The organism is Sporolactobacillus terrae DSM 11697 (assembly GCF_000648615.1).
Lineage (GTDB): Bacteria > Bacillota > Bacilli > Bacillales > Sporolactobacillaceae > Sporolactobacillus > Sporolactobacillus terrae.
The window spans coordinates 1-12,320 of the sequence record NZ_JFZC01000036.1 but is presented as its reverse complement, the minus strand read 5'-3'; the positions used below and the strand labels follow the sequence as shown (position 1 = coordinate 12,320).

Below are 12,320 nucleotides of genomic sequence, written 5' to 3'. Positions count from 1 at the left end.
TTTCTTACCCACAGATCATTTTCCGTGGCAGTTTTTGTATTTTTTACCGCTGCCGCATGGGCATGGATCGTTACGGCCGACGTGGACTTTGCGCTTGATCGGCTTCTTCTTCACCGGTTCGTCGTCCTGGCCGCCGGAAATCACGCGCAAACCATGCGTTACGTTTTCACGCTGAATCGGCTGTTCCTCGCGCAACTCCGCCTTCATCAGGAAGTTGACGATTTCTTCATCGATGCTGGCGACCATTTCTTCGAACATCTTGAAACCTTCAATATTGTATGCACGGTATGGGTCGACCTGACCATAGGCGCGCAGATAGATGCCTTCGCGGAGCTGTTCCATCGCATCAATGTGATCCATCCACTTGGTATCTACCGTACGCAGTGTGATCACGCGCTCAAATTCGCGCATCCGTTCCGGCGTGAAAGCCGCTTCTTTCTCATCATAGCGGGCAAGCGCCTTTTCGTACAGATCATCGATCATTTCTTCGGGATCTTTACCATCAAGATCTTTCAGCGAAAGCACGCCTTCGCTGAAGATCATCCCGTTCAGGTAATCGACAACTGCTTGAAGATCCCAATCTTCCGGCACTTCTTTTTCCGGTGTATGAGCGTTCACAACGTTTTCGATGACCGACTTCATCATCCCTTCAATTTCCGGACGAAGATCTTTCGATTCAAGCACTTCCATACGCTGCTTGTAGATGATTTCACGCTGTTGGCGCATGACGTCGTCGAATTTCAACAGCTGTTTACGCGCATCGAAGTTATTGCCTTCGACACGTTTCTGAGCGGCTTCAACCGAACGGCTGACCAGCTTGCTTTCGATCGGCGCCGAGTCGTCCATGCCGATTTTTTCCATCCAGTTCTTTAATTTATCAGAACCGAAGCGCTTCATCAAGTCGTCTTCAAGTGACAGATAGAAACGGGATTCCCCCGGGTCACCTTGACGACCGGAACGCCCACGCAACTGGTTGTCAATACGACGCGACTCGTGACGCTCGGTACCCAAGATAAACAGACCGCCAAGATCGGCAACCCCTTCGCCAAGCTTAATGTCGGTACCACGGCCGGCCATGTTGGTGGCGATTGTTACCGAACCCGCTTGGCCGGCATTTTCAATGATTTCTGCTTCACGGGCATGGTTCTTCGCGTTCAAGACGTTGTGCGGGATACTTTTGCGCTTCAGAAGTTTAGAAATCAATTCCGACGTTTCAACGGCGACGGTACCAACGAGCACCGGCTGACCGCGGTGATACAGCTTCGCAATCTCTTCAACAACCGCGTTAAATTTACCCTTTTGCGTTTTATAGATCAAATCCGGATTGTCTTTACGAATCATCGGTTTGTTAGTCGGAATTTCGATAACATCCATGTTATAGATACTCTGGAATTCTTCTTCTTCGGTCTTCGCCGTACCGGTCATCCCGGAAAGCTTTTGATACATCCGGAAAAAGTTCTGCAGCGTGATCGTTGCCAGTGTCTTGCTTTCACTCTGAATATCAAGACCTTCCTTGGCTTCAATCGCTTGGTGCAGTCCTTCGCTGTAGCGGCGTCCCTGCATCAGACGGCCGGTGAACGGATCGACAATCACAATCTCGCCGTCTTTAACCACGTAATCCTGATCGCGATGCATGATCGCATGCGCCTTCATCGCTTCGCTCACGTGGTGATTGATGTTGACGTTTGAATAATCGTATAAGTTCTTGATGCCGAAGAATTTCTCTGCCTTCGTCATGCCTTCTTCTGTCAGCTGCACGGATTTCGTCTTCAGATCAACCGTGAAGTCCTGCTTCTCAGTCAGGAGACGGGCAAACTGATTGGCGCGCACATACAGATCGGTCGATTTCTCCGCATTGCCGGAAATAATCAACGGTGTCCGCGCCTCGTCAACTAGAATCGAGTCGACTTCATCGACAATCGCAAAATTCAACGGTCGCTGCACGCGTTCTTCCTTATAAAGCACCATGTTGTCGCGCAGGTAGTCGAAGCCGAATTCACTGTTCGTCCCGTACGTAATGTCGGCAGCATAGGCTTCCCGCTTCTCTTCCGGATTCAAGCCGTTGCGGTTCAGGCCGACCGACATGCCGAGAAAGTTGTACAACAGCCCCATCTGCTCCGCATCACGCGAAGCCAGATAGTCGTTGACCGTAACCAGATGAGCGCCTTTGCCTTCCAGCGCGTTCAAATAAAGCGGCATTGTCGCAACGAGCGTTTTCCCTTCACCGGTTTTCATCTCGGCGATATTGCCTTGATGGAGCGCAATCGCACCAATCAACTGAACGTAGTAAGGCGTCATGCCCAGAATACGCGTTGATGCTTCGCGAACAACCGCAAAGGCTTCCGGCAGCAAGTCATCAAGCGTTTCACCATTTTCCAGGCGCTGCTTGAATTCCGGCGTCTTCGCCTGAAGCGCATCATCACTCAGCGCCTTATAGTCATCAGCCATGTTGTCAATCTGATGCGCGATTTTTTCCATCTTGCTGAGTTTGCGGAGACTCGTGTCTCCGAGCACTCGTTTAAGCATTCCTATCATGCCTGCATACACCTCATTTATTATTTCTGATTTGGCGAAACTTGCCGCACCCTCAGAGTCATTCCTGTGTCAAACGTTCACATCTGAACCTGTCCGAAAAAAATCTTCATCAATATGTTCTTTATTTTAACAATATTCCCCTATGGTGACAATTGCCTGAAAGCGAGAACTGCTTCTGCGGCAAGCGCACGCAGACTCCCTATTCAGATGTTCGCAAAATCGCCCCATTTTCAGGGGCACGCATTCCGCTCATTAGGTAAAAACCAACATTTTCTATTATACGTCAAAACGGGCGCTATGAAAACAGAACGGGCCGTTTGGGGATGAGGCGGACGCCGGGTCTGGGACTGGTTATCCGTCGCGTTTGGCACGTTTATCAGCCAGTTTCGGGATTTTATCGGTCAGTTTGGCGATTTTATCGACCGGTTTGCGATTTTTATCAGTCAGTTTCGGGATTTTATCGGTCAGTTTGCAATTTTTATCAGTCAGTTGCCGAATCGTCTGTGCTGTCGAAAAAACGCTTTGCCTAAGAAGGACTAGGCTACGCCTAGTCCTTACTTCCGCAGGATGCGGCTTTCATTCATCACCTTGTGCATGAACGACACTTCAGCTGCTCGCTTGCCGCGGGCAGTCCAGGAGCCTCCTCGGACACGCAATTTATCTGCGGGGTCTCCTTTGGCCTGCACTCCCGCAGGCGTCTCGCGCTTTCATGTCTTGACCTAACTCTTATTGATGAAATGTCGCTTATCGTTGTACACCAAAGCAAAATCCTTAACTTTTGTAAGAGAATCCGGGCAAAAAGCGCCCGATCCTTACTTCCGCAGGATGCGGTGGCTTTCGCGTTGCATACAGGACGTACTTTCACAGGATGTGATGACTTTCGCGTTGCATACAGGACGTATGCGCACTTAGCGAAAGTTCCTTTAAGAAAGTTTCTTCATACATGTGTGATGGACTCGTGTCTTTTCGGTGCTGAATCGCCGCTTCGGTTACTCGCTTGCCGCGGGCGCACCGCGAGCCTCCTCGGACACGCAATTTATCTGCGGGGTCTCGCTGACACGCATCAACAAGGCGCGATCCCGCAGGCGCCAGAGTACCTCTGCTTTGATTCTCGGCCAAGACACTAGTCTATTGGTTTGAAGATGGGGCATAATCATATACTTTTCTATCCTGACAAAAAGAAGAGATTCGCCTAGGCGAATCTCTTCTTCATTTTATGCTAATCAACTGGGTTACACTTGGTCAATCAAGCCGTACCGTCCATCCTTGCGGCGGTAGACCACTGCGGCTGAGTTATCCTCCGCATTGTTAAACACATAGAAGGAATGTCCGAGCATATCCATTTGCAGGATTGCCTCTTCGACAGTCATTGGCTTAAACACAAAATGCTTTCTGCGGACAACGTCGAGCGTATCTTCTTCAGTCGGCTTCGTTGCTGTTATATCGCTGCTTGCGTTCTGAACCGCCTGACGCAACCCTTGACGGCTCTTGCGGTTGATCTTCGTCTTATGCTTCTTGATCTGGCGTTCCAGTTTGGTAACCGCACCGTCAATTGCTGTATAAAGATCTTCCTCACCCACTTCAGCTCTTAGGAGAAGGCCTTGAAGCGGAATCGTCACTTCGACCACTTGATCTGTGTTGTGCACACGCAAGTTCACCCGTGCGCTCGTCTTAATCGGCTCATTGAAGTACTTTTCCAGTTTGCTGATTCTCTTCTCTGCATAATCCTGCAAAGAAGGTGTCACCGTGATGTTCTCTCCGCGAATAATAAGATCCATGAGAAAGCCTCCCTTCAATACTATATAGATTCGCCATTTCAATTCGATTTCCTGCCATACAGACAAAATTTTCTTACAAATTGCGCGTTCTTTTATATCCTTTCGACAAAGAAAGCCGCTGTAAACCACGCCCCCATCCATGCGTAAAAGGTATTAATCACATGCAACATTCCAATTAAACATAAGCGTGCAAAAGCGCTGAATTGTATTGACCCTGCTGGGAATAGCTCATATAATAATAACGCAAACAAGAAAAACTGCATCATTTACCGCAGCTTTTCCAACTTTTTCTTAAACGTGGACACCTTATTCGTTGTCAGATAATCTCACATTAGCTTGGATTTCATTTATAACGTATCGGTTATAGAACTGACATTGACCATATCTCATCAAAGGGGTTTTGACCATGTCCGTCAAAAAGGAAGAAATCATCGAATTGTTCGAAAAGCTCAATGAAGATGAAAAAGAATCAACGTACAATTACTTGCAGTTCCTCGCAAGTCTCAATACAGACAACCAAGGCGAAGCAGTTGCCGCCGAATAACTAGCGCCGAATGCGCCCATCCGCTCACCGCAGCGGGTGGGCGTTTTGTTTATGTAACGGAAAAAAACGAGCCCAAATCATTTCAATGATCTCAGTATATGAATGTGTGGAATATTGGTGCAAAAGAAAAATCACCGGCGTATGCGGTGATCCTCACTCTCGTTTATCTAAAAACATTCCATCTTTCGTTGGCCCGGTGTATGGATTCCGGTAACGATTGACGGTTTGTTTCCGTTGTCGGAATTGATTCATGTCACGGGCAATTTCCCGTTTAATCCGCTTAAGCGGTTCATCAATCCGCCGATTGATTGCCTGAACGCGTTTTCCTAATTCCCGTTCTGCTTCAGTCGGGCTGGCCGGAAGCTGTTTCAGCAAAACTTCGCGCTGATCAAGCAATTGCTGCAGCTCCGCAAGAAACGGATCACGCTGCTCACGTGTGTAGCCACTCACAAGCTGTTCAAGTTCAAGTGAAAGATCGTAAATCCTCAGAAGAACCATCACACACGATCCCGCTTCGGCTGATTCTTCTGCGTAATTTCAATGACTTGCTTCCATGTGTCGCGAAAGTCAACCGCATAGCCTTCCACTTCATCTAAAATTGACGCATCATTCTTGATGTTTGCGTCAATCAAGCGGCGATTCATATAATCGTACATCTGCATCATGCTTTTGGCTACATCCTGTTTTTGATCAAGCGTCACCATCAATTCACGGATAATCTTCTGTGCTTTTTGAATATATGTGTTCTTTTCTTCGATTTTGTCCTGTTCCATAGCCAGTTTTGCTTGACGAATAAACTTAATGCATCCATTATAGAGCATCAAGGTCAGCTCTCCCGGCGTCGCCGTAAGGACTGAATTTTGTTGATAAGATTTGTATGCACTTGCTGGCATTGCTGGCCCTCCTTACACTTGTTGTCCCATAAATTGTTGCAAATACCCCGCCTGACTATTCGCTTGGTTAATCGCCGCTTCCATCGCATCAAATTGATTATAGTAGCGCGCTTGAATATCCTGAAGCCGCAACTTAAACGCATCAATCCGGTCATTCATATCATCAATCGATTTGCCCATCGAATACTGCGTATAGGTCATACTCGTGTTCCCGGCTTTATCCTCAATCCGATCCATCGTATTCTTTAACGTCGTGTTTAGCCGTTGCATAATCCCTTGTTCCGAAGTCGTGTCCCCGGTTTTCGTGAACAGTTCCATGACCGCTTGAGGATTAGTACTGATCGCTGCTTTCAGCTTGTCCTCATCGATCACCAACTTGCCGTGATCAAGATAATTGTTACTCGTGGTAATCCCGATTTCCGCAAGCTGATCCATCTTCGAATTGCTCGTTCCACTCACCGGTGAATACAAATTGGTACGGAGCTGACTCAGCGCGCTGCTGAGAATGCTGTCATTGGCCAGCATGCCCGACTTCGCTTTGTCGGTCCAGTTGGTAATGTCCGAGTCTTTCATGCTCGATTTCTGAGCATCAGTAAGCGGAGCATAGCTGCGATTACGTTTTTCAGAGATTTTGTCATTAACTTGTTTGATTGTGTCGTTGTATTGGTCGACAAAGTCAGTAATGGTTTTATACACAGAATCAACATCGGTATTAATGTTGACAGAAACTGCATTGGTAAATGAACTCTGCAAATTAAAGGTTACACCACTGACCGTAAAGGTATTTGAATGGCGCGAGGTTTTTAGGCCATTCAGAGTAAAATTGGCATCTGTTCCATCCTGCTCCTGCTTTGAATCCATATTCAAAGTTGTGGTGAGAAAATCCCCACTGAATTCAATTTCAGAATTGTGTTGCGTAACTTTTCCGCCAGCATCTTTTAGATCCGGATGATTATCTCCAGTCGCTGTACGCGTCATTGAAATTTTTCCGGTTGCTGCGTCATAAAAAGCATTTACACCAATATTTGAACTTGTTATATCCGACATGATTTTATCAAGCGATGTAGTCGACGGATCATATGAGAAGTCATGAGTTGTTGCCTGACCATCAGTATATGTCTTAATTGAAAATTCAATTGGGTTGGTCAATTCACCGATAGTTTCCGATTGTGTCGATAAGTATGCGGACGAATCAAATTTTGTTTTGTCTGTCACAATTGAGTCGCTACTTTGATTATGTGCAGCCGTAGCCAAAGTCACATCGGAGAGCGTATAGGACACATTTCCGGAATTTGCTCCACCCGTTGCCGTCACTTTAGACAAATCACTTGATGTTGCTGTTTTTGCTAAAAACGGTCCTTGTAGCTTCAGTTTCTGTGTTGTCGTTTGAAGATTGCTGAGCAGTGTATTCATCGAACGATAATCATCACGCTGCCATTCCGTCAACTGCAGATTCTGCTGCATCTGGACGAGTGGCTGGCTTTCCGCTGTCATTAGTTTAGCTACAATGCTATCTATATCCATACCACTTGCAAGACCGCTCACACGGCTTGAATTACTAGCGCCAATCATACTATTTATTGAATCTATTGAAGCACCACTTGAACTTGAATCTGCCATTGTATTCACCTCTTCATTAAACGCGCTTATTAATAATCAAACCTAATTTTTCAGCGATTGCTGCGTACATGTCCATGAATTTCTTTGGGGGAATTTCGCGAATCACCTGATGCGTCCGCACATCTTCAACCCGTACATAATACTCATCCAGTTTATCATGCAATACATAATGCATCTGTGTCAGCTGCGGCTTCAGCAATTTGTTCGCCTCTGTAACGAGATCCCCTAATTGCTTCTTATTAAAAGATTGATAAATTCTCTCTTCTTTGCCCGTCCTGTCTTTATTGGGTAACAATTGAATCTCATTTATTCTTCCCTCACCAGACTGCTGCATCTCTGATAATTGACTACTTCCCACCGATGGACTCACCGTCAGATCCCCATCCATGGCCAGCCCTCCTCAACCTACCATCTTAAATCATCTAATAGTAATATCGGTTGATCGGAAGAAAAGTTTAAGAACGGCTACAGAAGAATTATATAAGAGAAAACAAAAAAGAGCCTCCAAAAATTGGAGACCCTTCCGATTAAAACGATGATTACCGCAGCAGCTGCAGAACACCCTGAGGAAGCTGATTTGATTGAGCGAGCATAGCTTGAGCAGCCTGGTTCAGGATGTTGTTCTTTGTAAAGTTGCTCATTTCCTTGGCCATATCAACGTCACGAATACGTGATTCAGCAGCAGTTAGGTTTTCGGAAGATGTACCAAGGTTATTGATCGTGTGTTCCAAACGGTTTTGATAAGCACCGAGTTTCGCACGTTCACTTGAAACTGAACCAATCGCATTATCAATTTTTGAAATGGCGCTGTTCGCACCAGCTTGAGTAGTAACATCAACTTGTGAAATTCCAAGATTTTGTGAATCCATAGCATTAATAGATAGATTTAAATTCTGATCTTCATTCGCACCAATTTGGAAAGTTAAACCACCACTAACTGTAATGGAGCTACCATTTACAGCCGCAGTTGCTCCTTCCGAGGCTAAGGTAAACTGTAAGCCCGTAAAGTCACCAGAAGTTACCGTAACATTATTCCCTTGATAAGCGAATGACGCACCTGCCGCAGTTAACCCACTAGCATTTGTCCCAGTGCCAGCCTCAGCGGTTGTGTGATCAGATCCATCCAATGTGTTTGCTACAGCTTCTGCAACAGATATTGATTGATCTGCATTAGCATCATCTGACGTGATCGCTAAGTCTGAAGTAGTTTGGTCAAATGTAGCTGTATAACCATCTACGGTACTAGAAATATTTTTCGCAATATCATCAAATGTCTGTCCAGCACTGAAACCTACATTATAAGTTTGACCGTTAGCAGTAATGTTTAATGTGCCATCCGCTGCTGCGGTTGTTCCTGTAGCAATATTTATAGTAGCTGAAGCTTGGGTTGCCATCGTTGCATCAGCTGTGGTGAAATTTAATGTGCCAGATTTAGTAGCTGCTCCCACATTAAGTTTCGTGATATTTTCACCATTTGATGTCTGAACACCTATAGAGCCAGTTAATAATTTTTTAGTGTTGAATTCTGTGGTGTCAGCAATTCGATCGACTTCTGAAGTCAGCTGGCTAATTTCTTTTTGAATCTCTTCTCGATCAGAAGCGGTATTCGTGTCGTTTGATGACTGAACGGCCAGTTCTCTCATTCTTTGTAGAATAGAGTGGGTCTCGTTTAAAGCTCCTTCAGCAGTCTGAATTAAGGATGTACCATCCTGTGCATTCTTACTTGCCATATCCAAACCGCGAATCTGTCCACGCATTTTTTCAGAAATAGCGAGACCTGCAGCATCATCACCGGCACGGTTGATACGAAGACCTGAAGAAAGTTTTTCAAGAGATTTTTGAGTAGCTGCTGTGTTTTTGCTCAAGTTATTGAGCGTGTTCAACGCAGCAATGTTGTGATTGATAATCATAACTTGTTTCCTCCTTGAATTGTGAATTCCCACGTCCATGTGGAATTTGGCAATCGGGAAGGCGCCTTCCCAATCTCCTTACATTTTATATATCGACAAGAGCAAAAAGATGTTTAGTAGACTAGGATGCTTTTTCATATTTTTCATGCGATGGAATGATCAGTTTCTATCACCATAGGTCTAACATTTCCTCGACTTTCCGATTGTCCGCCTGTCCGTTTTTCAAAAACACATTAGGAATTCCATTCGCATATCCACGGACATTCTTCTTACCGAATATATCTGCAACACGTTTGCATGTTTTGATAAATTCGGAATTATCCTGTGGTTTATCGAGTTGCATATCTTTATCATACAACCACTTGTCTTTCGCCCCCTCGGAATAGCCGATAACTGAGCACTTCACCGCGCCTTTCATATTGTGTCGGGCCGCCAGTATGCTACGATAAATAAAATCATCAGTCGGAAGAGAATAACCTGCAAAAATAATATGCTTAGCTTTCTCTAACGCCACCTTCATATCACTCTGAATTTCTTCAATGAATGATGGATTACCACCTTTGAAATTGGTTTGCATGACCAACGGTGTATGATGAGCTTCTGTTATTTGTCCGCAATGTGTGCACTGAACTGCATCATACACACCACCTTTTATTGCCTTTTCCTCTTCAGTAGAACGTGCTTTTTTCGGCGATAATGATGGAATGATTTGAGGAGGAAATAAACTATCCGAATCAAACGTCCAGTCATTTCCAAGATAGAAAGTTAGCTTGCCACATTTGGGACATTGTCTAAATCCATGACAACCATGGGGAAAGTAAAATTTTCCTATCCTTACTCGTCTGTCTGTATGATGATCCGGATCATTAAGCCTTTGGACTGCTGTTTCATTCATTGGGAACCAAGCGCCGGGAGTACCGCCATTAACCTTCCTAACAGCCATAAAATGTGCAAGATCATTAAACAATTTCATAGGCTGAGGTGGCATACCAATGTTGGGTCTAAAGGCTGAGTCATTAGCTTCTCGATGCGCATTAAATATTAACCAGAGCAAGATTGGATCCCAGTTCATCGATATTACTGCGTAACTAAACAAATAAAAATCTCGTGAATCCAAATTTCCTTTTCTCGCTCTTTCTAGACCCTCTCTTTTCATACGGTCTGCCAATAACTTGGCAAAGCCATAGTATTGGCGATAAATGTGTTTACTTGTGTCATCTTTTATCATTTTCTGATAACTTATTGCATGAAAAAGTTGAGTGAGCATATCAACTGTTCTTCTGGCCGAAATTAAGCGATCAAGAGTAATAAATTCACCATCCACCTCAATACCGTTCTGCGACTTGATATGCATATCGAGTAAATTATACAGATCCTGAAGTGCTAAGCTCCCGGCATTGATTCCTGGGCAACGTTCGATAACTTGTATAACAGCACTCCAATCATACAAACGGGCAAGTCTCTCCGCACGTTTTACATTAAATCCAAGATTATTTCTTGCTTGTTCTCTTTTAGTATCTGATTGTCTCAAATCAATGATTGTCAAGAAATCTTTCAATTCATCAATAATTTTATTCGTTGCATCCGGTAACGCTTCTTGAATAGTTGCAATATCTACTTGATTAGTCTTTGAATTTGATAACCCGGATAGTGTATGGAACACATTACCGATTTGTTTCGTCATTAACATTCCAAGGCCTTGTGTTGCGCCCGCTCCCCAAAAAATCACTGTTTCCGGCCAGTAAGGCTTATATTGGGTATTTGCATTCATTTCAGATCATCCGTTAGTTCAACACCCTTAATGACGTACCCGTTACGTTCGCCCGCATAGAACATAGTAAATAACAATAACGTTGAAGACTTGTATTGATCTAGTATGAATTTTGATAGTTTGTCTGAACTAATCGTTAACCATGTTGTTTGTGGAAGCGGCAAGATCATGTTCTCTTTTGTAATACAATCGTATTGCTCTGTGGTCCCAAATCCCTGTAAAGGAATCCATGAATTAAACATTTTATTTGATTTGTCCGGCAGTATCTTTTCAGTACATATTGAAAATTCCGAGGTGGCACAAATTCTAATCTGAGATTTATTATCATTGTCTTCTTTTACACCAATAATTTTGCCAATAATTCTATATTTAGTCATTAATCTTCCCCCCGAATAGTTAAAATCGAATTCTTTTTAATTTGAGCCAATCAATATCCTTTAATTGCGTGGACTTATTCCCAACCTTTTGAATTGTAAACTTATTCCCATCATTTGTCACATATATCCTACCATCCCCTATCAAAACCTATTTCTCGAACATTAGTTCCTTGAATCTTGTCGCGAAAGTTTGCTTTCTCAGGTCTGTATTGAAGAAGGCCGATTTGCTTTCCCAATAGATGAAAACGTCTTGTTTCTAACTTGTTTATTTGTATGACTTTTCAGAGATATTAATATTTGAGTATACTGTTGTTAACCTCGTTTTTAGACCGTTCATTCTTTTATTTGATAATCGAGATATTTTAAGTTTGTTAGACTCTATTTCTGATCCTAAGGTTACTATTTTTTGTTTTAGATCTGTGTTCTGAAGTGCTTCTTTTTCTAGAACTGTTAGAATTTCATCAACTTCATCTTCCGGAATTCTTTTATTTAACTCTTGAGCTAATGATTTAACTTGGTTTTGTAAGTGTTTGTTAGTTAATTCGAGTTCATTTATATCTACTTTTCTTTGATTAATAGTATCCTTATACTGCTCGAAGACGAGACCTTGTTGCTTCAATTCATTCAATTCACTTTTTAGACTTGCAAGACCAATATTCTTTTTTCTTGTCGGGCATTTTTTGCATAATCTTTAGCAATCTTTTTAATTTCTTCATTTGAAACTTTTTTATCATTTTGTTTTGCTTCAAGTACTGTTTTTGCCGAATATCCTAAACCAATAGTTGCGGAATAAACTAGTGGCATTGTATATTGCCATCGCAAAAGCCCAGTTATGCCATGTTTTTGGGACACTTAGGACATAAACGAGGGACATGTGTGCCATGCGAGGGAC

General features: G+C 43.7%; 12 protein-coding genes. 1 reads left to right on the top strand and 11 read right to left on the bottom strand.

From position 1 onward, the window contains the following. Positions 1–15: 15 nt before the first annotated feature. Positions 16–2,535: a preprotein translocase subunit SecA gene (gene secA, locus AA84_RS0106370; RefSeq protein WP_028976508.1), complete on the bottom strand. Its 2,520-nt coding sequence runs from the start codon at positions 2,533–2,535 to the stop codon at positions 16–18. A 1,232-nt stretch (positions 2,536–3,767) separates the two neighbouring features. After that, positions 3,768–4,313: a ribosome hibernation-promoting factor, HPF/YfiA family gene (hpf, locus tag AA84_RS0106365; protein WP_010023804.1), complete on the bottom strand. Its 546-nt coding sequence runs from the start codon at positions 4,311–4,313 to the stop codon at positions 3,768–3,770. A gap of 406 nt (positions 4,314–4,719) precedes the next feature. On the opposite strand from hpf, the gene AA84_RS18960 reads away from it, so the two are divergent. Next, complete coding sequence (locus AA84_RS18960) at positions 4,720–4,857, top strand: hypothetical protein (RefSeq protein ID WP_156031551.1); 138 nt, start codon at positions 4,720–4,722, stop codon at positions 4,855–4,857. 153 nt (positions 4,858–5,010) lie between these two features. Here the strand turns inward: AA84_RS18960 and fliT are convergent, their stop codons facing one another. From fliT to AA84_RS18955, 9 genes are all read right to left on the bottom strand, one after another. Beyond that, positions 5,011–5,355, bottom strand: a complete 345-nt coding sequence (gene fliT / locus AA84_RS0106355; protein ID WP_028976507.1) for a flagellar protein FliT — start codon at positions 5,353–5,355, stop codon at positions 5,011–5,013. Beyond that, a complete protein-coding gene (gene fliS / locus AA84_RS0106350) occupies positions 5,355–5,750 on the bottom strand; it encodes a flagellar export chaperone FliS (protein ID WP_028976506.1) in 396 nt (131 codons plus the stop codon). The genes fliT and fliS overlap by 1 nt, the downstream gene beginning before the upstream one ends. A gap of 12 nt (positions 5,751–5,762) precedes the next feature. Further along, on the bottom strand, positions 5,763–7,370 hold the full coding sequence (locus AA84_RS0106345; protein WP_037563152.1) for a flagellar hook-associated protein 2: 1,608 nt from the start codon (positions 7,368–7,370) through the stop codon (positions 5,763–5,765). Positions 7,371–7,386: 16 nt separating this feature from the next. Then, a complete protein-coding gene (locus AA84_RS0106340; RefSeq protein ID WP_051577840.1) occupies positions 7,387–7,758 on the bottom strand; it encodes a flagellar protein FlaG in 372 nt (123 codons plus the stop codon). A gap of 151 nt (positions 7,759–7,909) precedes the next feature. Next, a complete protein-coding gene (locus AA84_RS0106335) occupies positions 7,910–9,280 on the bottom strand; it encodes a flagellin N-terminal helical domain-containing protein (protein ID WP_028976503.1) in 1,371 nt (456 codons plus the stop codon). Between the two features lie 169 nt (positions 9,281–9,449). Further along, a complete protein-coding gene (locus tag AA84_RS18335) occupies positions 9,450–11,051 on the bottom strand; it encodes a hypothetical protein (RefSeq protein WP_051577839.1) in 1,602 nt (533 codons plus the stop codon). Beyond that, a complete protein-coding gene (locus AA84_RS0106325) occupies positions 11,048–11,428 on the bottom strand; it encodes a hypothetical protein (protein ID WP_028976502.1) in 381 nt (126 codons plus the stop codon). Before AA84_RS0106325 ends, AA84_RS18335 begins: the two co-directional genes overlap by 4 nt. Positions 11,429–11,693: 265 nt before the next feature. Further along, a complete protein-coding gene (locus AA84_RS0106320; RefSeq protein ID WP_028976501.1) occupies positions 11,694–12,047 on the bottom strand; it encodes a hypothetical protein in 354 nt (117 codons plus the stop codon). 17 nt (positions 12,048–12,064) lie between these two features. Continuing rightward, positions 12,065–12,232, bottom strand: a complete 168-nt coding sequence (locus tag AA84_RS18955) for a hypothetical protein (RefSeq protein WP_160168705.1) — start codon at positions 12,230–12,232, stop codon at positions 12,065–12,067. Between the last annotated feature and the right edge of the window lie 88 nt (positions 12,233–12,320).